Annotated in this window: 16 protein-coding genes and 1 pseudogene; 13 read left to right on the top strand and 4 right to left on the bottom strand. The window is 73.8% G+C overall.

The features are described 5' to 3' along the window. The first annotated feature begins 156 nt into the window (after nt 1–156). The 8 genes and pseudogenes from OHT01_RS27105 to OHT01_RS27070 form a co-directional block, all read left to right on the top strand. The gene (locus tag OHT01_RS27105) at nt 157–1,014 is read left to right on the top strand and encodes a class I SAM-dependent methyltransferase (RefSeq protein WP_328555718.1); all 858 of its coding nucleotides are present in this window, start codon (nt 157–159) and stop codon (nt 1,012–1,014) included. Further along, nucleotides 1,011–5,690: an alpha-(1->3)-arabinofuranosyltransferase gene (locus tag OHT01_RS27100; RefSeq protein ID WP_328558280.1), complete on the top strand. Its 4,680-nt coding sequence runs from the start codon at nt 1,011–1,013 to the stop codon at nt 5,688–5,690. The genes OHT01_RS27105 and OHT01_RS27100 overlap by 4 nt, the downstream gene beginning before the upstream one ends. Further along, entirely contained in the window at nt 5,687–7,132 is a 1,446-nt protein-coding gene (locus tag OHT01_RS27095) for a condensation protein (RefSeq protein ID WP_328555717.1), read from the top strand. Before OHT01_RS27100 ends, OHT01_RS27095 begins: the two co-directional genes overlap by 4 nt. After that, on the top strand, nt 7,129–7,983 hold the full coding sequence (locus tag OHT01_RS27090) for a class I SAM-dependent methyltransferase (protein WP_328555716.1): 855 nt from the start codon (nt 7,129–7,131) through the stop codon (nt 7,981–7,983). Before OHT01_RS27095 ends, OHT01_RS27090 begins: the two co-directional genes overlap by 4 nt. 15 nt (nt 7,984–7,998) lie before the next feature. After that, nucleotides 7,999–8,904 (top strand): hypothetical protein, encoded by a 906-nt coding sequence (locus tag OHT01_RS27085; protein ID WP_328558279.1) that lies wholly within the window; start codon nt 7,999–8,001, stop codon nt 8,902–8,904. Then, nucleotides 8,901–9,203 carry a Trm112 family protein gene (locus OHT01_RS27080; protein ID WP_328555715.1) on the top strand — a complete coding sequence of 101 codons (303 nt, stop codon included), beginning with the start codon at nt 8,901–8,903 and terminating at the stop codon, nt 9,201–9,203. Before OHT01_RS27085 ends, OHT01_RS27080 begins: the two co-directional genes overlap by 4 nt. Further along, nucleotides 9,200–10,105 (top strand): FkbM family methyltransferase, encoded by a 906-nt coding sequence (locus tag OHT01_RS27075; RefSeq protein ID WP_328555714.1) that lies wholly within the window; start codon nt 9,200–9,202, stop codon nt 10,103–10,105. Before OHT01_RS27080 ends, OHT01_RS27075 begins: the two co-directional genes overlap by 4 nt. Then, a pseudogene (locus tag OHT01_RS27070) lies at nt 10,020–10,604 on the top strand (hypothetical protein); the annotation flags it as partial. The gene OHT01_RS27075 and the pseudogene OHT01_RS27070, both read left to right, overlap by 86 nt. A gap of 88 nt (nt 10,605–10,692) precedes the next feature. On the opposite strand, the gene OHT01_RS27065 reads toward OHT01_RS27070, so the two are convergent. Continuing rightward, on the bottom strand, nt 10,693–11,568 hold the full coding sequence (locus OHT01_RS27065) for an ATP-grasp domain-containing protein (RefSeq protein WP_328555713.1): 876 nt from the start codon (nt 11,566–11,568) through the stop codon (nt 10,693–10,695). A 217-nt stretch (nt 11,569–11,785) separates the two neighbouring features. Between OHT01_RS27065 and OHT01_RS27060 the strand changes: the two genes are divergently transcribed. Beyond that, nucleotides 11,786–12,877, top strand: coding sequence for a MerR family transcriptional regulator (locus OHT01_RS27060; RefSeq protein ID WP_328555712.1), 1,092 nt, complete (start codon nt 11,786–11,788; stop codon nt 12,875–12,877). A gap of 114 nt (nt 12,878–12,991) precedes the next feature. Here OHT01_RS27060 and OHT01_RS27055 read toward each other — a convergent pair whose 3' ends face one another. Both OHT01_RS27055 and OHT01_RS27050 read right to left on the bottom strand, forming a co-directional pair. Further along, a complete protein-coding gene (locus OHT01_RS27055) occupies nt 12,992–13,633 on the bottom strand; it encodes a toxin-antitoxin system, toxin component (RefSeq protein ID WP_405917205.1) in 642 nt (213 codons plus the stop codon). Then, nucleotides 13,630–13,812, bottom strand: coding sequence for a hypothetical protein (locus tag OHT01_RS27050; RefSeq protein WP_328555711.1), 183 nt, complete (start codon nt 13,810–13,812; stop codon nt 13,630–13,632). The genes OHT01_RS27055 and OHT01_RS27050 overlap by 4 nt, the downstream gene beginning before the upstream one ends. Before the next feature lie 239 nt (nt 13,813–14,051). On the opposite strand from OHT01_RS27050, the gene OHT01_RS27045 reads away from it, so the two are divergent. Together OHT01_RS27045 and OHT01_RS27040 are read left to right on the top strand one after the other, a co-directional pair. Further along, the gene (locus OHT01_RS27045; RefSeq protein WP_328555710.1) at nt 14,052–15,665 is read left to right on the top strand and encodes an acyl-CoA synthetase; all 1,614 of its coding nucleotides are present in this window, start codon (nt 14,052–14,054) and stop codon (nt 15,663–15,665) included. Continuing rightward, nucleotides 15,658–17,049: a carboxyl transferase domain-containing protein gene (locus OHT01_RS27040; RefSeq protein ID WP_328555709.1), complete on the top strand. Its 1,392-nt coding sequence runs from the start codon at nt 15,658–15,660 to the stop codon at nt 17,047–17,049. The genes OHT01_RS27045 and OHT01_RS27040 overlap by 8 nt, the downstream gene beginning before the upstream one ends. A gap of 67 nt (nt 17,050–17,116) precedes the next feature. Here the strand turns inward: OHT01_RS27040 and OHT01_RS27035 are convergent, their stop codons facing one another. Further along, nucleotides 17,117–20,767, bottom strand: a complete 3,651-nt coding sequence (locus OHT01_RS27035) for a S8 family serine peptidase (RefSeq protein ID WP_328555708.1) — start codon at nt 20,765–20,767, stop codon at nt 17,117–17,119. Between the two features lie 230 nt (nt 20,768–20,997). On the opposite strand from OHT01_RS27035, the gene OHT01_RS27030 reads away from it, so the two are divergent. Further along, on the top strand, nt 20,998–21,432 hold the full coding sequence (locus OHT01_RS27030) for a CU044_2847 family protein (protein ID WP_328555707.1): 435 nt from the start codon (nt 20,998–21,000) through the stop codon (nt 21,430–21,432). Then, nucleotides 21,429–23,189, top strand: a complete 1,761-nt coding sequence (locus OHT01_RS27025; RefSeq protein ID WP_328555706.1) for a VMAP-C domain-containing protein — start codon at nt 21,429–21,431, stop codon at nt 23,187–23,189. The genes OHT01_RS27030 and OHT01_RS27025 overlap by 4 nt, the downstream gene beginning before the upstream one ends. Nucleotides 23,190–23,197 lie beyond the last annotated feature (8 nt).

The raw sequence follows: 23,197 nt of genomic DNA, 5'->3' as shown, positions 1-23,197 counted from the left end.
ACCGGCCCGGGCAACGGCATTGGCGCGAGTAGCGGTTCTGGCGCGGGTAGCGGTTCCGGCGCGGGCAACGGCACCGGCGCGGGTAACGGCACTGGTGCGGGTAACGGTTCCGGCGCGGGTAGCGGTACCGGCGCGAGGCGCCCGGCCGACGCGGGCATGGGTGCCCGTGACCTGGCCGACGCGGGCATGGGTGCCGGTGTCGGCGTCGGGGGTGGGGCCGGGGCGGGGGGCCGTTCGGGCGGGGGTGCCGGCGACGGGACCCGGGCCCACGGCGGGACCCGCGCCGGTCCCAAGGATCCCTCCGTACGGAGGTCGCTCGCCCTCTTCCGTGCCTTTCTGCACGAGCGGGACGACCCCGGGGCCTGCTACACGCTGCTCGCCCGGGACGCCGCCGACCAGGTCGAAGCGGCGTACGGCGCCGTCGAGGGCCGTACGGTCGTGGACATCGGGGGCGGCGGCGGCTACTTCACCGAGGAGTTCCGGCGGCGCGGAGCCCACGCCTATCTCTTCGAGCCCGACCGCCGGGAGCTCGGCCCGGAGCCGCCCGCCCAGGCCGTCGTCGCCGACGGCTATCTGATGCCGCTCGCGGACGGGGTCGCGGACGTCTGCTTCTCCTCCAACGTCCTTGAGCACGTGGCCGATCCGCAGACGTTCCTCAGCGAACTGGTGAGGGTGACCCGTCCGGGCGGCCTCATCTACGTGTCGTTCACCAACTGGCTGTCCCCGTGGGGCGGTCACGAGTGGGCGCCCTGGCACTACTTCGGCGCCGAACGGGCGCGCGCCCGCTACCGGCGCCGTACCGGAAGACCCGCCAAGCACACCCTGGGCGAGAACCTCTTCGCCGTGCACATCGGCACCACCCTGCGGCAGGTGCGCGCCCGCGACGACATCACGATCGTCTCGGCCCGCTCCCGCTACTGGCCCTTCCTCGCGGAAGCCGTCGCCAAGGCGCCGGGGCTGCGCGAGTTCGCCACCTGGAACCTCCTCCTCATCCTCCGGCGGTGTCCACCATGACGAGCACGGTCCAGGCTCCTCCCCCGGCAGCGGTCCGCCCCGCCACCGGCACGTCCGGCCCTCCGGAGGGGCCGCGCTCCCGGCGGTGGCTGCTGGGCTTCTGGGCCGTGGTGTTCGTGCTGTTCCTGGCCGTCCACCCCGGGCGCACCACCTTCGACACCAAGCTCGGAGTCGCGCTCGACCCCTGGCAATTCCTTTCCGATCTCGGCCAGTTGTGGCACGACCGGGGCGGCTTCGGCGGCATCCAGGACCAGTACGTCGGCTACGCCTGGCCGATGCTGCCGTACTACGGGCTGTGCCGGCTGGTCCGTCTGCCGGTGTGGCTGTCGGAACGGCTGTGGCTGTCGGTCATCGTGTCCGTCGCCTTCTGGGGCGCGCTCAGACTGGCCGAGCGGCTGCGGACCGGCAGCGGCGCGTCCCGTCTGCTCGCGGCGGTCGCGTACGCGCTGTGGCCGCTCTTCACGACCGTCGTCGGTTCGACCTCGGCGGCCGCGCTCCCGGGCGCCCTCCTCCCCTGGGTTCTGCTGCCCCTGACGAACGAGCGCTACAGCGCCCGGATCGCGGCCCTGCGCTCGGCCCTGGTCGTCCCCTTCATGGGCGGGGTGAACGCGGCCGCGACCCTGGCCTCGCTCCTGCCGGTCGGGCTGTACCTGCTGTCCCGCCCGCGCGGGCCCCGGCAGCGCAAGCTCATCTCCTGGTGGGTGCCCGGCGTGGTCCTGGCGACGGCCTGGTGGTGGATCGCGCTGCTGCTGCTGGGCGTCTACGGCGAGAACTTCCTTCCCTACATAGAGACTTCACAGACCACGACCGCCACCATGTCGGCCACCGAGGCACTGCGCGGCGCGGGCAACTGGGTGGGGTACCTGCATTTCGGCGAGGCCTGGCTGCCGGCCGGGTGGTCCGTCGCGTCCTCGGTGATCGTGATCGTCTGCTCCGCCCTCGCGGCGGGACTCGGGCTCGCGGGCCTGGCGAGACGTGACATGCCCGAGCGCCGCTGGCTGGTGCTGACCGTCCTGTCGGTCGCCCTCATCACCCTTGCCGGGTACGGCGGTTCGCTCGGGGCACCCTTCCACGGCGTGGCGCGGGACTGGCTGGACGGTCCGCTCGTCCCCTTCCGCAACATCTACAAGTTCCAGACCGGCCTCGCGCTCGCCCTCGTCCTCGGCCTCGCGCATCTGGTGGACGTCGCGACGCGGACACACGGCGCCCGTCCGGTACGGGGCCGGCGCCTCGCCCCGCTGATCGCGGCGGTCCTCGTCCTGCCCGGACTGGCCTGGCCCTATCTCAACGGGTCGATCCTGCAACCGGGTTCGTTCCAGGAACTCCCCCGCTACTGGCGGACGACCGCGGACTGGCTCAAGAAGTACTCGCCCGACTCCCGCGCCCTCGTCGTCCCCGCCACCGCGCACGGCATCTACACCTGGGGCTCCCCCATCGACGAACCCCTCGACGTGCTCGCGGACTCCCGCTGGGCCGAGCGGGACTACGTCCCCTTCGGCACCCCGGGCAACCGGCGTGCCATGGACGCGGTCGAGCAGGCACTGCTGACCGGCGGCGACGTCCCAGGGCTCGCGGACTATCTGAGCCGCGCCGGCCTCTACTACGTCGTCGTACGCAACGACCTCGACCCCGGCCAGATCGGCTACGTCCCGACCGCGACCGTGCGGCGGACCCTGGAGCAGTCCGGGTACCGGCGGGTCGACGGATTCGGGCCGGTGACGACCGGCGGCCGGATCGCGAACCACACCCCGCTCCAGGTCGAGGGCCTCTATCCGCGCGAGCGCGCCGTGGAGATCTACGAGCCGACCGACGAAACCGTTCCACGGCCTGGGCAGGCCGGACTGAAGCCGGTCGCCGACACCGCCGTGGTCTCCGGCGGGCCCGAGTCGCTGCTCCCGCTGGCCGCCGACCCCGCGCTTCGGGGGCGCGCCGCCGTACTGACCGGCGACGGCCACCCCGGTCTCGGCACCGCGCCGGTCCAGGTGGTGGGCGACGGGCTGCGCCGCGCCGACACCCGCTTCGGTCTGGTCGACGCCAACACCTCGTACACGTACACGCCCGACCAGCGCAACGACGTCGGCAGTGCGCAGGACCCCGGCGAGAACCCGCGGCAGATCCTCCCGGCCAGGGGTGTCACGCACCAGACCGTCGCGGAGCTGCGCGGCGCCCGCTCGGTGACGGCCTCGTCCAGTGGCAACTGGCTGTTCCATCTCCCGCAGTACGACCCGGTGAACGCCTTCGACGGCAACCCGGACACGGCGTGGGCCGAGGGAGCGGCGGGCTCGGCGAACGGCCAGTGGCTGCGGATCCGCTTCGACCGCTCCGTGGACATGCCCACGTCCTTCGACGTGATCCCGCTGGCACAGGACGGGGTGCGCTCGGCGGCGACCCGCGTCCGGGTGGAGACGGAGAGGGGCTCCGCCACCAGCTACCTCCTGCCGAACGGCATGAAGCAGTCCGTCAAGGCACGTCCCGGCGGGACGAGTTGGCTGAAGATCACGATCATCGCGTCCACCGGACAGCACGCGGGACTCACCGGCGCGGGCTTCTCCGAGATCGCGCTGCCGGATGTACGGGTGACCCGTCTGCTGAAGCTCCCCACGGACGCCTCGGGTGCGGACGCCTCCGCCGAGATCGTCTCGCTGCACCGCTCCACCGACCCGACCGGTCTGTCCCCGACGGGCACCGAGGCGGGCCTGCACCGGCTCTTCTCCACCTCGGTCCCGGGGACGTACACGATGAAGGCGGACGCCGTCCCCGTGCCGGGCGAGGAACTCGACAGACTGCTCTACGAGGTCGCGCCCGGGCAGCGGAACCGGATCACGGCGACCGCGGACTCGACGGCGAAGCTGGGCGCGGGTCTGTCCGCGCGCAACCTCACCGACGGTGATCTGACGACGGCGTGGATCGCGGGCGGCAACCCGACGATCCATCTGAGCTGGCCGGGCAAGCGGCCCGTCTCGTCCATCGTGCTGGCCCCGGCGGGCGGACTGTCGACCCGTCCGACGCAGATCGACATCGGTTCGCCGGACGGCGCGGCGGTCGCCGGGGTCGACGAGTTCGGCTGGGCCCGCTTCGACCCCATCACCACCGACCACCTCGACATCACCGTCACCCGGACCGCGCCCCTGACCCTCCACAACCCGTTGGTCGGTGCCGACCTGCAACTGCCGGTCGGCCTCACCGAGGCGTACATCCCCGCGCTCGGCCGGTACCGCACCCCGCAGCCTCCGGGCACCCGCCCCTTCTCGCTCCCGTGCGGGAAGGGTCCGGTCGTCGCGGTCGACGGGAAGCTGTACGCGACGAGCGCGAAGGGAAGGGTCCAGGACCTGGTCGAGCGCCGGGCCGTCGAGGTGACGCTCTGCCAGGACGGCCGTGCGGCGACCGGCTTGCCGCTCTCCGCGGGGTCGCACCGGGTCGAGGCGGGCGACGGCGGGCCACTGGCCGTCACGGACGTGACGCTGACCCGCGGGACCCCGGCCGAGGCCACCACCTCCGGCCGGGCGCTGCGGATACGGGACTGGCTGGGCGACCGCCGCGAGGTGACGGTCGGCGCGGGCGCGAGCTCGTACCTGACGACGTACGAGAACTTCAACGACGGCTGGAAGGCCACCCTGGGCGGGAGGGAACTCACACCGGTACGGCTCGACGGCTGGCAGCAGGGCTGGCGGATCCCGTCGGGCGCGGGCGGCACGGTCAGGCTGTCGTACCAGCCCGCCACGACGTACGAGGCGGGGCTGATCGGCGGCGGGGTCGCCGTCGTCGTACTGGCGGGCCTCGTCCTGTGGCGCCGCCGGGCACCCAACCCCGACGAACCGCAGCCCGTGCCGCCACTGCCGGGATTCTGGCCGGGGCTGGTGGCCCTCACCCTGGTGGGCATCCTCGTCGCGGGCTTCCTCGCCCTGCTGGTCCCGGCCCTGGCCCTGCTCGCCCGCCGCCGCCACACACTGCTCGTGCCGATCGCGTTCCTCGCGCTCGCCGGGGCGGGCATCGCCGCCGCGACGGGTGCGGGATCGCCGGCCTCGGCGGGAGAGGGGGCCTTCGGTCCGGCCGCCCAACTCCTGGCGTTGACCGGCCTGTTCGCCGGCCTGGTGAGCGTACGGGAGCCAGGCGGACCGGGAGTGCCCGCCGCCCCCGGGTGGCCGCCGCCGGACGCGTCGGGGGCCCCGACGGCCCCGCTGCCGAGACGAGTACGCGGCGGGACACGCGGCCCTGGAACCCTGCCGGCCGGGTTCCGGGCTCGCCGGGGTACCCGGACGGCGGACCCGGGAGCCGGTACGCCGAACCCTGGCGCCGGCCCGGCGGACCCGGGGGCCGGTACACCGGACCCGGGTGCTCGTCCGCCGTACCCGGGCCCCGGCACGGCGGACCCCGGAGCCGGTACAGCGGGGCGTGAGGTCGCGTCCGCCGGGCGAGAGGGCGGGGCACCCGAGCCCGGAGGCGGGACCGGAACCCAGGCCGGAACCGGGGGCGGGGCCGGGACCGGAACCCAGGCCGGAGCGGGGGGCGGGGTTGTCTCCGGGCCCACTGTTTCCGCGCGTGGGCCGGGGGCGCTCCGGGCCGAGCCCGATCCACCGACCGCGCGGATCGCCTTCCGCAAGCCGAGGTTCCGGGTCGAGGAACCCAAGGAGCCCGAGGAGCCCGAGGACGACACAGGGAAGGACACGTCGGCATGACCACGGTGGAGCATCCGGCACGGGACGGCACGGGCGGTCCCTCGGGACCCCGCGTACGCGTTCCGTTCCCGGTGGTGGACGAGGTCTCCCGGCACTGCCTCCAGGAGGCGGAACCGGAGACCGTCCACATCGAGGTCCATCTCCCCGGCCCGCTCGACCGGGCACGTCTGACGGCCGCGTTCGCGGAGGCCCTGCGCCGTCATCCGCGCGTCCTGATGCGCGAGGCTCCGGGGCCCTGGTACCGCCGCCGCTACGAATGGGAGCTGACCGCGGAACCGGACGTGCGGGTGGTGTCGTTCCCTCCACCGGGGCCGGACGCCCTGCGGGCCGCCCGGACCAGGGCCCTCCAGGAGGCCCCGCCCCTGTCGGCGTCCCCGCCGATCCGCCTGGAGGTGGTGGAGGGGGCGGCCCCGGCGGCCGGAAGCGAGGCGCCCGACGCGGTGCGCGACCCCTTCCCCACCGGCACGGCCCGAAGCACGCCCGCGCCGGCCCGCACCGGCACGGCCGAAGGCGCACCCGCGCCCGTTCGCGAAGGCACCGTCCTCGTCCTCACCATCAACCACACCGCCTTGGACGGGCCCGCCTGCCTGCGGGTGCTCGCCACCGCGGCGACGCTGTACGGAGGACGGGACAACGCCCCCTCCGCGCCGCCCTCGCGCACTCGGGACACCCCGGAACCGGGGGACGGGAACGCCGCCCCCTCCACCTGGACCCCGCCCGCGCGGGTCGCCCCGGGAAGCCCCGAGACCTCCCCGGGCAACGGCCTGATCGTCACCGAGCTCGGTGTGCCCCGCCGCCCCAAGGGGTCCCCCTACACGGTGAACGACCAGCTCATGGCCGCCACCGCGCTGACGGTCGCCCACTGGAACCGGGAACACGGCGCGCGTCCGCGCCCGTTGCGCGTCACGATGCCGGTCGACGACCGGCCGCGCGGCACGGACATGCCGATCGGCAACGGGACCCGGCTGGTCGAGGTGACGTTCGCTCCCGAGGAGGTGGACGCGTCCCGGATGCCCGAGCTGCTGCGCCGCACCGCCACCCGCACCCGGGCCCTGAAGTCCGTCGAGCGACCCCAACTCGGCTACGCCGCAGCCTTGTTGACGGCTCCAGTGATGCCCGTGGCCTGGCGCGCCGCGGTGACCCGGGCTCTGCGCAGGACGGCGGGACCCTGGACGTCGACCGTCCTGCTCAGCAACATCGGCCGCATCCCGTACGCGCTCGACTTCGGCGAGGAGGCGGGCCGTGCCCACGCGGTCTGGTTCTCGGCCCCCGCCCGCACCCCTCGCGGACTGACCGTCACGACCGCGTCCACCGCGGGCCGTCTGCACGTTTCGCTGCGCTGGTCGCGCAGCCTGCTCGGGTACGGCGACGGAGCCCATCTCCGTGATCTCTTCGAGCACTATCTGCACGCGACGGAGGAGAGGGAGGCGACCGGCGGATGACCACCGGCGCGAAGCCGACGAGAACCACGCCCGAGCCCACCAGGACCACCCCTTCCACTCCCTCCACTCCCTCCACCCCTTCCGTTCCGTCCGCCTCGACCACACCGGCCGCCGGGCCCGCCTCGACGGCGCGCTTCCCTCGCGGACTTCGGGACTTCTACGAGGACCCCGCCGTTCCCGTCGCCTCCGGAACAGCGCGGAGCCTGCGCCAGGCGCGGATGCTGGCCGCGGCGCTCGGCCCGGCGACGGCGGGCACGAGGACCGTGCTCGACATCGGCTGCGGCGACGGCACCGCCGCCGCGACCGCCGCGCCCTTCCTCACCGGGCACCGCGTGGTCGGCGTCGACTGGTCGCAGGACGCCCTCGGCCGGGCCCGCACCCGTGTCCCGTACGTGGTTCGCGGTGAACTCGCCGACGAGGGACTGCCGTTCGCGGCCGACACGGCGGACGCGGTGCTCTTCAGTGAGGTGATCGAGCATCTGGTGGACCCGGACGGCGCGCTGGACGAGATCCGCCGAGTCCTGCGTCCCGGCGGACACTTGATGCTGTCCACCCCCAATCTCGCCGCCTGGTACAACCGCGGCCTGCTGCTCGCCGGTGTCCAGCCCGTCTTCTCCGAGGTGAGCCTGCGTGCCGTGCACGGCCGTCCCGGGCGGGAGGTCGTCGGTCATCTGCGGCTCTGCACGGCCCGCGCGTTACGGGAGTTCGTGGCCGCCTCGGGATTCGAGATCGTCCGGCTGGCGGGCGCGCCCTTCCACGGAGTACCGCGCCCGCTGCGCCCGCTGGACCGGGTGGCCTGTGCGGTGCCCTCCCTGTCCTCGATCCTGCTCCTGCACGCGCGAAGGACGTAGCCCATGTGGTGGGGAGTGACCGCGGCTCTGCTGGCGAACGTCCTGTACAGCACCGGATTCGTCCTGGAGAAACGTGCGTTGGCGTCCCTGCCCGAGGTGGACGTCCACCGCCCCGCCCGACTGGTGCGCCTGGTCCTGGGCAGCCCGCTGTGGATCGGCGGCTCCCTCGCGCTGGCCTCCGGGTTCGGCGCGCAACTGGCCGTGTACCGCACCCTGCCGATCGCCGCCGCCCAGGGCATCTTCGTCTCCGGACTGGTGCTCCTCGTACTGCTCTCCTCCCGGCTGCTCGGCGAGGAGACGACGGGCCGCGAGCGGTACGCGCTCGGCGCGATCCTGCTGGCCCTGCTGATGGTCGTGCTGTCCCTGCGCGAGGGCTCCGACACGGTCGGCCGCGGCGCTCCGGCACCGCTGGTCCTCACGGTCTGCCTGCCCTCGCTCGCGCTGGGGGTCTGGCTGTACGGGGCGGCCGAGCGGCGCTCCCGGCACCGGCACCGGATGCCGAGCACCGGGGTCGAATACGGCGTGGCGGTGGGGCTGTTGTACGGGGTGAGCTCGCTGGCCGTCAAAGGGGTGTCGAGCCGGCTGACGACCGGTGACCCCGGTGGCGCGATCGTCGGACTGCTGCGCTCCCCGTACCCCTATCTCCTGCTGTTCACCGGCGCGTTCGGTCTGGTCATGTCGCAGGCGGCGCTGCAGCGCTGCCGGGCCTCGCTGATCGTGCCGGTCTGCACGACCGTGACCTCTCTGTTCACGGCGGTGCTCGGCACGCTCACGTTCGGCGAGGCGCTGCCTCACGATCCGGTCCGGCTCGCGCTGCGGCTGGCCGGCACCGTTCTCGCGGTGACCGTGCTGCTCGCCATGCCCAAGCATGACGAGGCACCTCAACCCCCCATCGATGTCAAGGAGTTGACGCCACCATGAATCCCGACGACCCGCTGCTGAAAATCCTCGCCTGTCCGCTCGACAAGGGGCCGCTGCATCTCGTACCGCCGGACGAGGACCGCTCGTCCGAGGACCGTTCGTCCGAGGACCGTTCGTCCGAGGACCGTTCGTCCGAGGACCGTTCGTCCGAGGACCGTTCGTCCGAGGAGGTGCTCTACAACCCCCGGCTGCGCCGCCGTTACCCCGTCGTGGACGGCATCCCGCAGTTGCTGCCGTCCTCCGGGGAGCAGGTGACGGAGGACGAACACCAGGAACTTCTCCGGCGGATGGCGCCATGAGCGGATCGGCCGACGGCCGGCCGGCCAGGACCCTCGCCGCCCGTCTCGCTCCCTTCCTCCCCACACGCCTGGTCGCGGCGACGGCCCGGTTCGTCTATCCGCGCTTCGAGCCCGAGCTGGCCCGGCTCGCCGACCTGTGTCCGCCCGGCTGCGGCACGGCGGTCGACGTGGGCGGCTGGTACGGACCGTGGACACGCCGCCTCGCCCCGCTGGCCCGCCGGGTGGTGACCGTGGAACCGGTGCCGCACCTGGCCCGCCTGCTGTCGTCGGCCGCTCCGGACAACGTGCGCGTGATCCGGGCCGCCGCCTCCGACCACCGGGGCACGGCCCTGCTGTGGCTGCCCGCGGACGACGCCGGTGACCGTGGCGTGTCCTCACTCGTCCGCCGGGACATCCACGCCCGCGCGCTGGAGGTCCCCTGCCTCACCCTGGACGGCCTGGGCCTGAGCGACGTCGGCTTCGTCAAGATCGACGTGGACGGCAACGAGCCCGCGGTGCTGCGCGGCGCCCGGGACCTGCTGGCCCGCGACCGCCCCGCCCTGTTCATCGAACTGGAGTCCCGGATCCAGCCGGTCGCCCCGGTCGTCGAGCGGCTCGCCGAGCAGGGGTACACGGGCTGGGTGCTGCCCGGCGCCGACTGGGTGCCGCTCGCCTCCTTCTCGCTGGAGGCGCACCAGGCACGGATGTCGTACGTCGTCGCACAGGGTCTGCTGCGCCGGGTGCTCCCGCCGCGCGGACCCCGGTACGTCAACTCGGTGCTGTTCCTGCCCGACGGGCGCCGTCCGGGCGAGGGCCGGGTGAGCGAGACTGGGTCCCATGCCGGCCAAACGCCCCGCGACCCCCTTCACCCCGCTCGACTTCCAGCTGGTCCTGCTGCGCCGCATGGCCGACCACAACCCTGACCTGGTCGAGGGCGCCCGTCATGAACTGGGGGTGTCCATCGCCGACATGCGCGAGGCGAACCGGCGCTGGCAGGCGATGCTGCGCGCCCCGCGCTCCCGGTCCGCCGCCTCCCGCTACCGCTCGGTCCTCGGCGCCCCCGAGTCCGCGCGGGAACGCCGGATCGGCGATCTGACCTGCGAGGCCCTGCGGTGGCCGGTGCCCCTGTGGCCCGGTCTGCGCTTCGAGGTGCTGCTCGCCCCGAACGGCGTGGTGTGGAACGAATGGCTGGTACGCGCTCCGGGCGCCCCCGGCCCGGTACTGGAGACCCTGGAGGACCTGACGCCCTGGTCCTGCACGGTCGACGAGACGGCTCGCGCGTTCGCCCCCGCCCGGCCGCTGGAGGGCACGGCCCCGACCCGTTGGGGTCTGGCGTTCACGGCCCCCGACGCCTCGGGCGTGCCCCACGTGTGCGCGGCGGAGTTCACCTGGGGGCTGCTGCAACGGGTGGGCGTCAAGGGACCCGTACCGGCGCCTCCCGAGCGGTCCGTTCGGGAGGGCGCGGAGGGAACCGCGGACGGGACGGCGGACGGGACGGCCGACGGGGCGCTCAGGAGGCGGCGGCCTTGAGGATCCGGTCCACGACGACGGGCAGCGACTCCGGGTGGAGCCACAGGAAGAGGTTCGGCTCGACGAGTTCCAGCTCCATCACCCTGGGCTCGCCTTCGTCGCCGTCGACGAGGTCGACCCGGGCGTAGAGCACGCTCTCCGCGCCTCCCGGGACGGCGGCCAACGCCCTTTCGGCGACGGCCTGTTCGGCCTCGGTCGGCTCCCAGGCCTCCAGCCGCGGGTGCGGGGTCTTCGGTCCGTCGTAGGGCGTGCCGGGCTCCAGTACGGCTCCCTTGCGGCTGGCGTGCAGCAGCCGTCCGCCGAAGAACTGGAGCGCCCGCTCGCCCCCGGTGTCGATGTTCGCCACATAGGGCTGGACCATCGCGGTCAGCCCCTCGGCGTGCATCCGCGCGAGCTGCCCGAGGGCCGTCTCCCGCTCCTTGGGCGTGTACCGGGCGGCATAGCGCGCCCCCGCCCCCGCGGTGGGCTTCACGACGAACTCGTGATCGCCGGGCAGCTCGACCGGGTCCCCCGGCGCGAGGTACCGGGTCGGGATGACCGGCACCCCGGCGTCCGCCAGGTCCCCGAGGTAGCGCTTGTCCGTGTTCCACCGCACGACCGGCGCCGGATTCAGGAGCCGCGTGAGCCCCGCGCACCGCTCCGCCCACGCCACGAACTCCGCCACCCGGCGGCTGTAGTCCCAGGTCGAGCGGATCAGCGCCAGGTCGTACGCGGCCCAGTCGGCCCCGGGATCGTCCCAGTGCACGATGTCCGCCGCCGCCCCGGCGTCCTCCAGGGCTCCCCTGAGCACGGGCAGGTCCCGGTCCGCGCCGGGCTCCTCGCCCGGGTCGTAGGTGACGAGCGCGATACGGGCCACGACGGACTCCATCCTCCTGCGACACGGCGTACGCCACCCGCGTACGGCCGACGGCCTCGGACGCACCGGACCGGCACGCCACCGGGGACAACCCCGCCGCAGGCTAACAACCGCCCCCGCCCCCGGCCGAGTCAGTATTGACCTTCACCAAAGGGCAGGGCCCAGCATCGGTGACGTGACGAGGAACGGCCCGGCACGGGAGGGAAGGGGTGGGCGGATGGACATGCTGACGATCGGGGCCTTCGCGAAGGCCTCCCGGCTGTCGCCGAAGGCGCTGCGGCTCTACGACGAACTGGAGCTGCTGCGCCCCGCCCGGGTGGACCCCGAAACCGGTTACCGGTACTACGCGGCGGCGCAGCTCGAACAGGCCCGGCTGGTGGCGTGGCTGCGGCGGCTCGGCATGCCGCTCGCCCGGATCCGGCGGGTGTGCGCCCTGGAACCGGGGCCGGCCGCGCGGGAGATCCGCGCGTACTGGTCCCAGGTCGAGGCCGAGACGGCCGCCCGCCGGGATCTGGCGGCGTTCCTCGTGGACCATCTGTCGCCGTCCCCAGGGAAGGACACCAGCATGCTGGAACTCCGTTGTTCCGCTCTCTCCGACATCGGTCTGGTCCGTGACGCCAACCAGGACAGCGTCCACGCGGGCGCCCGTGTCCTCGCGGTCGCCGACGGCTGCGGGCCGTACGGGGCGCCCGCCAGCACGGCCGCGGTGCGGGCCCTCACGTTCCTGGACGACGAGCCGCTGTCGGCCGGGGGCGTGCTCAACCTGCTGGAGGACGCCGTGGAAGGGGCCGCCCGGGCCGTGGCGGACCTCGTGCCGCGACACGCCACGGCACAGGATCCGGACGGGGACGGCACCGGCAGCACGCTCACGGCCCTGGTGTGGACCGGCTCCCAGCTCGCGCTCGTCCACATCGGGGACTCGCGCGCCTATGTGCTCCGCGACGGCGGGCTGTTCCGGATCACCCACGACCACACGGTGGTCCAGTCGATGATCGACGAAGGCCGTCTCACCCCCGAGGAGGCGACCGCGCATCCTCAGCGCGCCATGCTGCTCAAGGCGTTGGGCGCCGAGGCGTCCGTGCCCGATCTGCGGTTGCAGGACGTGCTGCCGGGCGACCGCTACCTGCTCTGCTCGGACGGTCTCTCCACCGTCGTACCGGACGAGGGGATCACGCGCCTGCTCACCTCGGCCCCCGACCCCGACGCGGCCGTCCGGGCCCTGGTCGGGGCCGCGAACGAGGCCGGCGGGCCCGACAACGTCAGTTGTGTCGTCGCGGACGTGGTCGAGGCCGCCCGTCCGGCCGGATAGCGGATCGGCCGGTCCCGGTCCCGATCCCGGTTCCGCGGGCCGGTCCCCGGTGCGCAGGTCGCTCCCGGGTCCGCAGGCCGGTCCCGGGCGCCTCGGTCCGTCCCGTGGCGCCGGTCAGTCGTGGGGCCTGCGGTAGCCGAGGGAGGTCTCGATGGCCCGGCCGACCGGGTCGACGGGGCCGCCGCCGTCCGGAGCGGTCAGCCAGGACCGGAAGACGCTCGCCAGGTGCAGGCCGAAGGCCTCGGCCTGCGCCTCGTCGGCCTGCCGTGATCCGTCGCGGGCGGCGACGGCGCGGGCGACCTCCGGCCGGAACGGCGCGTGTTCCCCGGAATCACGCCAGCCGGAACGGTCCGAGAGCGCCGCCCGCGCCACGGCCGTCGCGCCGTCCACGTGGTGGTCGCGGTGCCCTTCCTTCATGTGCCACAACTCGTGTCCGAGGATGACGAGTTGCTGCACGGTCTCGGCGCGTTCCTCGACGATGACGAGGTCGAAGTCGTTGAACTCCATCCACAGGCCGGTGACTTCGATCTCGTCGGGGAAGCGCTCGAAACGGAGCTGGACGGGACGTCCGCCGCGCCGCCGGCTCATCTCCTCGCAGAGGACCCGCGCCAACTCGCGCACGTCGACAGGCGTATCGATCCTTCTGCGGAGCACCCTGCCGAACTCCATCGCCAGCGCCCGCATCTCGGAGCGGGTGCCGCGCGGGCGCAGTGCCGCCAGGAGGCCTCCCACGGCCCCGCCCGGCTTCACCGTCATCGCTGCGCCCCCTCACCGTCCGGCAGGCCTTCGCCCATGCCGACGAGGACCTTCCGGCCGCACGGGGCCGGCCGCGTGCCCGGCGGGGCGAGGGTGACGACTCCGTCCGGACCCTGCCTGACGCTCCGCGCGCCGAGGCGTTCGAGTGTCTCGGGCAGGAGCGGCGGGGACTCACTCACCAAAGATCTCCCGGCAGTTGACTCATCAAGTTGTGACGCGAGGCCGACATTACGTGGCCGGGTCCGTCCACGCCACGGTTCCCGAGCGATCGTTCCCGGTTTCGGAACGATCCTTACGACGCCTGCGCTCCCCCTCCACGTCCTCGGCGCGGACGGGCGTCCGACCACCCGGACAAGGAGCCCCATCGTGTAGGAAGAGGCTGTCCGTCCCGATGAGGTCCTCTCGGCAAGGAGTCCCCGTGTTCTCCCTCTTCCCGGCCCTGGTGAGCGGTTCGGTCGCGGACCGGTCCGCGCTGCGCTTCGGCGATCGGTCCCTGACGTACGCGGAACTGGCCGCCTCGGCGAGAGCGCTGGCCGCACGGCTCGACGGCGCCGGGAGGGTCGCCGTCTGGGCGACACCGACCCTGGAGACGGCCGTCGGGGTCGTCGCCGCGCTGCTCGCCGGCGTACCCGCCGTGCCGCTGAACCCGAAGTCGGGCGAGGCGGAACTGGGCCACATTCTCGGCGACAGCGCGCCGTCCCTGGTGCTGACGGCCAGGGGGGAACGGCTTCCGGCTCCGCTCCAGGCGTTGGACCGCATCGATGTCGAGGTAGGGGTAGGGGTACGGGTAGGGGCAGATGGAGGCACGGGGACAGAGATCGAGGCCTCCGGCACCGGCACCGGAGCGGGCGCCGTTCCCTCCGGCCTCGACCGTTCCGGACCGGACGCGTCCGGTGTCGCCGGGGCCGTCGGCTCGCCCGGAGCCCCCGGCGGAGTCACCGATCCCACCGCCCCCGCCCTCGTCGTCTACACCTCCGGGACCACCGGGCCGCCCAAGGGCGCGGTCATCCCGCGCCGCGCCATCGCCTCGACCCTGGACGCGCTGGCCGACGCCTGGCAGTGGACCGGCGACGACGTGCTGGTGCACGGGCTGCCGCTGTTCCATGTGCACGGGCTGATCCTCGGCATCCTGGGCCCGTTGCGGCGCGGCGGGTCGGTACGGCATCTGGGGCGCTTCAGCGCGGAGGGCGTCGCGCGGGAGCTGAACGAGGGGGCGACCATGCTGTTCGGGGTGCCGACGATGTACCACCGGCTCGCCGAGGCCCTCACCGGGGAACCCGGGCTCGCCGAGGCACTGGGCCGGGCGCGGCTGCTCGTGTCGGGCTCCGCGGCGCTGCCCCCGCACGACCACGAGCGGATCACGGCCGCGACCGGGCGCGGGGTCGTCGAGCGGTACGGCATGACGGAGACCCTGATGAACACGAGCGTGCGGGCGGACGGGGTGATCCGGCCCGGCACGGTGGGCGTGCCGCTGCCCGGTGTCGGTCTGCGGCTCGTCGAGGAGGACGGGACGACGATCGCCGGGTACGAGGCCGACGGCACCCCGACCGGCGCGCACGACGGCGAGACCGTCGGCGAGATCCAGGTGCGCGGGCCGAACCTTTTCACCGAGTACCTGAACCGGCCCGACGCCACAGCCGCCGCGTACACCGGGGACGGCTGGTTCCGTACGGGCGACATGGCGGTCGTCGACCCCGACGGCTCGGTCCGGATCGTGGGCCGCAAGGCCACCGACCTGATCAAGAGCGGCGGCTACAAGATCGGCGCGGGCGAGATCGAGAACGCGCTTCTCGAACACCCCGGGGTGCGCGAGGCCGCCGTCGCCGGGGAGCCCGACGCCGACCTGGGTGAGCGCGTGGCGGCCTGGATCGTCCCGCTCGATCCCCAGGCGCCGCCGTCCGCCGAGGAGTTGGCCGACCATGTGGCCCGTCGTCTCGCCCCGCACAAACGACCTCGTACCGTACGTTTCCTCGCCGAGCTGCCCCGCAACGACATGGGCAAGATCCTGAAGCGGGCGCTGCCCCGTGACTGAACGGATCTCGGCCCGCGAGGCCATCGCCCTGGTCACCGACAGCTTCGGCGAACTACCCCCTCCCGGCGGGGAGTTCCCGCCGGACGGCCCGCTCTCCTGGGTGGGGTACGACGACGCGCGGGCGCGCGCCGCGGCCCGCACCGGCGAGCAGGAGTCCGTCGTCTGCGGCACCGCGACCTTCGGGACGGCCAGCTTCGGCACCACGATCGACGGCAGGGCTCCGCTCGGTCCGGTCACCGCCGTCCTGATCGCCTTCGAGTTCGGCTTCCTCGGCGGCTCCCTCGGCGAACGCACGGGGGACCGTCTGGAGGCGGCCTACGACTACGCCCGCACCCACCGCCTGCCCGTCGTCTCGCTCGTCGCCACGGGCGGCAGCCGGATGCAGGAGGGCATGCTCGCGCTGACCCAACTCCAGCGGGTGGCGCGGCAGTCGGCGCTCACCCGGGAGGCGGGGCTGGCCCAGATCGCCGTCCTGAGGGACCCGACGACGGGCGGCGGCTGGGCCACGCTCGGCGCGGGGGCCGATGTGACCCTGGCGCTGCCAGGCGCCCAGGTCGCCTTCGCGGGTTCCCGGGTCCGCCCGCCCGACGCGGACCCGGCCGCGTACACGGCCGAGGCGCAGGTGGCGGCCGGGTCGGTCGACGCCCTGGTGCCGAGGGACGGGCTGCGGGAGGCGCTCGCCCTGTGGCTGGACCTGCTCACCCGGCCCACCGCCGACCCCGCGCCCGTCCCGTCCGCGCTGGGCGGTGCGAGCGACCTGCCCGCGACCGGCTGGGACGCGGTGCAGCGCGCCCGCTCTCCCGAACGCCCTCGTGCGGACGCCTACTTGGACGCGTATTTCACCCGCCGCGCGGCGATCGGCGGCGACCGCTGCGGCGGCACCGACGACGGCGTGGTGTGCGGTTTCGGCCGCGCGCGCGACGGGCGGACCGTGGCGTACGCGGCCCAGCGCGGGACCCCGACGCGTCCGGCCGGGTACCGCACCGCGGCCCGGCTGGTGCGGCTGGCGGGCCGGCTCGGCATCCCGGTCCTGACGCTGGTGGACACCCCGGGCGCCGCGAACGACGCGGCCGCCGAGCGGCAGGGGGCCGGTGCGGCCATCGCGGACCTGTTCGCGGCGGTGGCCGCCGCCCGGACGCCGGTCACCACGCTGGTGATCGGCGAGGGCGGTTCGGGCGGCGCGCTCGCGCTGGCCGCTCCCGGCAACACCTGGGCCACGCCGGACAGTTACTTCTCGGTCATCGCGCCGGAGTCGGCGGCCGCGATCCTCAAGCGGCCCGCCGACGAGGTCCGGGCGACCGCCGGCCACCTCCGGCTCCGCCCGCAGGACCTGCTGGACCTGGGAGTGATCCGGGGCATCACGCACCGCCGCCACGGCGGATGAACGGACGGCGGCGGTGATGTGCCGGGCGGCGGGCTCTCCCCCGGGGAGCCCGCCGCCCGGCGGCCGGTCACCGGACGCCCACCGCCCGGATGGTCTCCTGGCTCACCGTGGCGCCCCGGTCGTCGCGGGCGGAGCCCCGCAGCGACACGAACCGGGCGTCGCGCGGCACGTCCAGCGTGCCGTTCCAGCGGGCCCCGCCGCGGCCGGTGAGCGGGACGGCCTTCCAGGTCGTCCCGTCGTCGTAGGACACCTCCAGCTTTCCGCCGCCGATCGTGCCGGTGTCCGGAGCGCCCTTCACGTACTCGGCGTGGATGCCGACCGGGACCCGGCCGCCGCGCACGTCACCCGCGAGGTCGGTGTCGATGTCGTAGCCGAGGTTGATGAGCGGGAGGAAGGTGAAGTGGTCCTCGGGGGTGGCCGCCGAGCGGACGGTCCACTCGGTGTGACCCTTCGTGGAGAGCTTCCAGCGCTCCGGGTCGAGGGTCGTGTCCGTGACGACCTTGTAGGTGTGCTCGTCGGCGGGCGCGTCCCAGACGTATCCGGCGGAGCTCTGCCGCCGGGCTAGCAGGACACCGTCCTGGTAGACGGAGGTGAACTGCGTCATCCCGGTGTCCTCGCTCCACACGTCACCGAATCCGGTGTGGTCGGGCCCCGAGTCGCCCCAGCCGGGGGTGTTGAACTCGATCTGGTTGCCCGCGCGTTGCTGGCCCCAGCCGAGTCCGGTGCCGAGCCAGGGGTGCCAGACGGGCTTGAACCAGTTCAGGGTCTCGTGGCTACCGCCCCGGTACGCGACCAGGCCGCTGCGCTCCTCCAGCGTGCCGTCCCCGACGTACGAGGACTCCGCCCAGGTCTGCCCGGGGCCGGTGGAGACGTAGTCGGTCCGCTCGGCCGGGTAGTCGATCCGCTCCTGGAAGCCGAGGCCGACGGGGAAGGGGTCGGCGATCGAGTAGCGGAACTCGCTGCCCGAGACGGGCTTCACGGCGTGGAACCTGGCGTCCAGCACGGCCAGATCGCGGCGGCCGGGTTCGTAGGTGAGGCCCCGGTCCGGGACGGCGTTCTTGTAGCCGTGCGAAAGGTCGTACACGTAGGGCGTGTTGCGGGTGCCGGTCATGTCGACGGTCCGGGTCGCGCGCAGCCGTGCCGCGTCCGCCGCGTCGACGGTGGCGATCTGCAGCGGCCGGTCCGCGTTGTCGTCCGTACCGAACCAGGCGTTGAGGCGTCCCGGTGTGTCGTCGGTGACGAACAGCGCCTTGGCGCCGGCGTCCTGGGCGGCCTGGGCGAGCGCGGCCGGGTCGACGCCGTCGTCGAGCCGGGCGAGGACGGCCTTGCCGCTCACCCCGGTGAACGGCCCGTCCCCGACGTCGACCAGCGGCAGCCTGCTGCGGCCCTCGATCAGGGTGCCGCCGGGCTGGGCGAGCGCCGCCCCGACGCCCACGACGTCGAGGAGCGGCTTCCCGAGGCGCCACACGGTGCGGTAGTCGAAGGTGCCCTCGGTGACCTTCGGGGTCGGCGCGGCGAAGACGCTGTCGTACTTGACGGGTACCTGGACCGCGCCGAACAGGTCGGAGCCGCCGCCGTCGCGGTCGTACTCCATGACGAGCTGCCGGGTCTCGGTGCGCCGGCCGACCTTCGCGGTGATCTCCCGCAAGGCCCGGCCGTCCAGGGTGACTTCACGGTCCTGGTCGAGCGTGATCTGGGGTGCGGCGAGGAAGCCGATGCCGAGCGAGTCGGCGCCGTGGCTGCCGCGTACGTCGAGGAACGAGGTGAGGCTGTACGTTCCGGGCTGCAGCCGCAGCTTCAGGGTCCCGGAGTCTCCGACGGAGGCGGGGTACGCCTCGGCGTCCTGCGCCAGTCGCTGCACGGCGAGGTAGGCCGCGGCCGGGGCGCCGTCCCGGTCCTTCACATGGACCGTGAGCGTGTACCGCTCCTCCTCCTTGACCAGCCCGAACGCGGTGTGCGCCACCGGTGTGCCGTCCGCCGAGGCCACGATCTGCCCCGAGGTGTCGCCCACCGGCGCCTTGGACACGTCGCCGGTGACCGTGGTGGACGCGGTGCCGTGCGCGGGCACGGTGAGCGCGGTGTCGGCGAGGGTGGCGACACCCTCGGCGGCCCCCTTCGCGGCGAGCGTCAACTCCACCGCTGTGTCGGATGAGTTGGTGTAGGTGAGCGTCCGGGTGACGGGCTTGTCGTCCTCGTAGGGCCAGCCGTAGAAGCCGAGGTCGGCGCTGCCGGTGGCGGTCACGCTCGCGTCGATCGCGTCCGGGACACTCACCCGGCCGGAGCCCAACTGATAGACGGGTGCGTCGAGTTGTTTCGACGTCGACATCAGCGCGTCCTTGAGCCGCGCGCCGGTCCAGTCGGGGTGCTCCTGGGCCAGCAGCGCGGCCACGCCCGCGACGTGCGGTGTCGCCATCGACGTACCGCTCATGGAGGTGTAGTAGCCGCTGCCGTCCACGAGCTGGGAGCGGGCGGCGAGGATACCGACGCCGGGCGCGGAGAGGTCGGGCTTGAGCGCGTTGTCGCCGTAGCGGGGTCCGGCACTGGTGAAGTACGCGGCCTCGTCGGCGGAGTCCACGGCGCCGACGGTGAGCGCGGAGTCGGCGGCGCCGGGCGAGCCGATGGAGGAGGGGGTGCCGGTGTTGCCGGCGGCGATGACGAAGAGGGCGCCGGTCTCCTTGGAGAGGGTGTCGACGGCCGCGGCCATGGGGTCGGTGCCGTCGCTGGGCTCGGACGAGCCGAGGCTCATCGAGATCACCTTGGCGTGCACATCGCGCGCGGCCCACTCCATGCCGGCGATGATCTGCGACTCGCTGCCGGAGCCCTCGTCGCTGAGCACCTTGCCGACGGCGAGCGTGGCCTCGGGGGCGACGCCCTTCTCCTTGCCGTCGGAGGCGGCGCCGTCCCCACCGATGGTGGAGGTGACGTGCGTGCCGTGCCCGTTGCGGTCGGCGACCTCCTGTCCGTCGATGAAGCTCCTGGTCTGCGTGACCCGGCCGGCCAGGTCGGGGTGACTCGTGTCCACGCCGGTGTCGAGTACGGCGACGGTCACGCCCTTGCCGGTGAGCCCGGCCTCCCAGGCCTTCGGCGTGCCGATCTGCGCGTTGCTCTCGGCCATGTCGGCCTTGACGCGCCCGTCGAGCCAGACCTTGCCGATCCCGGTCTGCCGGGTCATCGCCTTCCAGAAGGTCCGGCCCTTGTCCGCGTCGACGGCCGCGCCGCGGATGCTCGGCAGCGAGCGCGTGCGTTCGGCGCCACCGGGGACGGCCGCGCGGGCCTTCGGGTCGTACGTCACGATCAGCGGCAGCTCACCGGTCTGCCGGTCGGTGAGCCCCTGGCGTATCAGCTCGCTGACGTCGAACAGCCGCCGGTCCAGGGTGCCGGCCCGCAGATACGGCAGCGCCTCGTCCGGTACGACGGTGACGGCGCCGTCGGCGACCTGGGTGCGCACGGCTCCGGTGGCCCCGCGGGGGCGCACGACCGAGACGGTCTTCTTGCCACCGCCGACATCGGTGACGGTCACCTTGTCGCCGGTCACGAGGGTGACGGTGCGGGCGGTGCGGGCGGTGTCGGCGGCTCGCGTCGACGCCGGGGTGCCGGTGTCTCCGGTGTCCGCGGCGCCTCGGGGGGCGAGCGCGCCCGCCTGCCCCATGGGCAGCAGGGCGAGCACGAGCCCGGCCGACAGCAGTGCCGCCGGACGTCTCACTGGTCCTCTGGTCATTCGTGCCCTCTCTTCATCGGCCGTTCCCGCGCCGGACAGGGGTGGCGCCCGGGGCTTGCGAAGAGTGTCGGGGGGCTTGTGTTGCGGGGGTGTTGACGGAACCTGGCGGGAAGGCGCCCTGGCGGCTTCCCGCCAGGACATGCGGGTACGAGCCGCAGAAACCGGGACAGCCCCAACTGCCGTCCGGAACAATGTCGGTGATCGGACGTCACGGACAACGGGGGCACGCCATGGACGGTTTGGTGGAGTTCGAGACCGAGGACGGGGCGCTGGTCGTCGTGGAGGCGGTGGACGAGAGATCCGGTTCCCGGCTCGTGTCCCGCGACGACGGCACGGTGCGGGCCACACGCACCTTCGAGGGCGCGCTGGAGGGCGTACGGGCCGCCGCGCACTCGGCGCTGCGGGTGTTCCGCGACGGGAGCCTGCGGCCCGACTCCGTCGAGATCGAGTTCGGGGTCAGACTCAGCGCGGAGGCGGGCGCGTTGATCACGAAGAGCGCGGTCGAGGGCCACCTGGTGGTCAAACTCTCGTGGAAGCCGGAGGGGTCCGGGCAGGACGGCTCCCGGTCCGGCCTCGACACGGCTTCCGGAACGACGCACGGGACGGGGGGCACGCCCGGGAACGGGGCGGCGCCCGGGGTGTCGGGGACAGCCGCGCGGTCATGAGCAGCGCCTCCTGGCAGGCCAGGATCACCTGTGGGCGGGAGACCGGGGCGGGCTTCCTCGTCACCGAGCGGCACGTGCTGACCTGCGCGCACGTGGTGGCGCGCAGCGGGAGCGCGGAGGTGCGCGTCTTCTTCGCCCGCGAGGAGCACGCCCTGCCCGCGAAGGTCGTGGCGCACGGCGGCTGGGACGGCCACGACAACGCCTCCGGTGATGTCGCCGTCCTCGAACTCGACCGTTCCGTCCCGCTGGAGCCCGCGCGGTTCGCGGCGCCCTCGGACGCCTACGGCGATGCCCGGCGCAGACTGGTGGCGTACGGCTTCCCCAAGGGCTACGAGGAGGGGACCCTCGCCGAATACCGGGCCACCGCCGATCAGTTGATTGCGGGCGAGTGGGTCCAGTTGGAGGCGTGGGCGGGGTACGGGCAGCCGCTCGCACCCGGCTTCAGCGGCGCGGCGGTGACCCTCGCGGACTCCGGGCGGGTGGTGGGCATGGTGTCCTCCGCCGCGCGTGACCCCGGGATCCGCAACGGACGGATGCTGCCCGCGCACATCATGGCCCGCTACTGGCCGCGGCTCGGCGAGCTGATACCGACACCGGAGTACGGGCGGGCGGAGAAGGAGCGGCTGCGGGAGCTGGTGCTGGCGCGCGCTCCGGAGTTCGACGGACGGCCCGAGTGCAGCCCGGAGCGGCTGTACAGCGATGCCGTGGGCCCGTTCGGACCGCCGCTGCCGCGCGAGCGGTTCCGGTCGCTGTGGGACGCGGCCTGGTATCTGCTCTCCGAGGTGCCGGACACCGGCGCCGTCGCCCGGTTCGCCGCGCGGCTCGCCGACTTCACCGAGGACGCGCAGACCCGGGGCGCGCTGCGGTCCTGGCCGTCCCGGGCGTACGACCGGCGCCCCCGGCCACCCGTGGACCCCGCGGGGCCACCCGCCGCGGGGTCCCCGCCCTGGTCGCCGATCCTCGTGGAGATCGCGCCCAGCGGTGCCGGCGACCACCAGTTCCTCGTCGAGGTCTCCGCGTACAACGGCCGGCACCGCCGCGTCGTCGGCTCACGCGTCCTGCCCGCCGACCGGGTGCGCGCCTACGCGCTGGAGCGCATCGACGAGGCCTATCGCGAACTGGAGCCGGGAGCGCGCGAGTTGATCGCCTTCGTGCTGCCACGCCGCTGGCTCAACACCGATGTGGCGCACTGGCAGCGCAGCACCGACGACGACAGTCCGCTCGGCGCCTTCGCACCCCTTGTGGTGATGGACCTGGAACGGCGGCGCAGCGGCGGTCTCCAGCACAAGCTGCTGCAGAAGTGGCAGCGGCTCGACGGGCAGCCCACGGCGCGGCTGCACCGCATCGGCTGCGGGTCCCTCGGGCAGGATCCGGTCCGGCTGACCATCGGGCTGCGGCGCGGAGCCGAGATGGTGGGCTTCGCCTCCCCGCCGCGCGCCGAGGCCACCCGCCGACTGTTCCGGGCGGGCCTGAACGCGGCCGTCCCGGTGATGCTCTGGCCGCGCGGCGGCTGCCGCGATGAGCACCGGGGCGAGGCGCGCGAGGACTGCGCGGGGGAGGCGTTCCTGGACCGGCTGGCCGCCCATCTGGCGGATCTGCCGCCCTCCGAACTCCCCACGCACATTCATGAGTTGCGCGAGACGGCGTACGCGGACGACGGTCCCGAGCCGCACTGGGCGTACGACCTGGCGCTGCTCTGGGAAGACCCCAGATGCCTGCCCGACCCGGTCGGCTATCTGCACTCACCGGTCGGCTGAGCACCGGG

Source organism: Streptomyces sp. NBC_00358 (assembly GCF_036099295.1).
Taxonomy (GTDB): domain Bacteria; phylum Actinomycetota; class Actinomycetes; order Streptomycetales; family Streptomycetaceae; genus Streptomyces.
Note: the sequence above shows the minus strand (reverse complement) of the source record. Positions and strands in the feature narration are given on the sequence as shown.

Excerpts from the sequence above, each read along its gene's own strand:
- OHT01_RS27105 (WP_328555718.1), top strand. The coding sequence starts at position 157 with ATGGGTGCCCGTGACCTGGCCGACGCGGGCATGGGTGCCGGTGTCGGC.
- OHT01_RS27100 (WP_328558280.1), top strand. The coding sequence starts at position 1,011 with ATGACGAGCACGGTCCAGGCTCCTCCCCCGGCAGCGGTCCGCCCCGCC.
- OHT01_RS27095 (WP_328555717.1), top strand. The coding sequence starts at position 5,687 with ATGACCACGGTGGAGCATCCGGCACGGGACGGCACGGGCGGTCCCTCG.
- OHT01_RS27090 (WP_328555716.1), top strand. The coding sequence starts at position 7,129 with ATGACCACCGGCGCGAAGCCGACGAGAACCACGCCCGAGCCCACCAGG.
- OHT01_RS27080 (WP_328555715.1), top strand. The coding sequence starts at position 8,901 with ATGAATCCCGACGACCCGCTGCTGAAAATCCTCGCCTGTCCGCTCGAC.
- OHT01_RS27075 (WP_328555714.1), top strand. The coding sequence starts at position 9,200 with ATGAGCGGATCGGCCGACGGCCGGCCGGCCAGGACCCTCGCCGCCCGT.
- OHT01_RS27060 (WP_328555712.1), top strand. The coding sequence starts at position 11,786 with ATGGACATGCTGACGATCGGGGCCTTCGCGAAGGCCTCCCGGCTGTCG.
- OHT01_RS27055 (WP_405917205.1), bottom strand. The coding sequence starts at position 13,633 with ATGACGGTGAAGCCGGGCGGGGCCGTGGGAGGCCTCCTGGCGGCACTG.
- OHT01_RS27035 (WP_328555708.1), bottom strand. The coding sequence starts at position 20,767 with ATGACCAGAGGACCAGTGAGACGTCCGGCGGCACTGCTGTCGGCCGGG.
- OHT01_RS27030 (WP_328555707.1), top strand. The coding sequence starts at position 20,998 with ATGGACGGTTTGGTGGAGTTCGAGACCGAGGACGGGGCGCTGGTCGTC.
- OHT01_RS27025 (WP_328555706.1), top strand. The coding sequence starts at position 21,429 with ATGAGCAGCGCCTCCTGGCAGGCCAGGATCACCTGTGGGCGGGAGACC.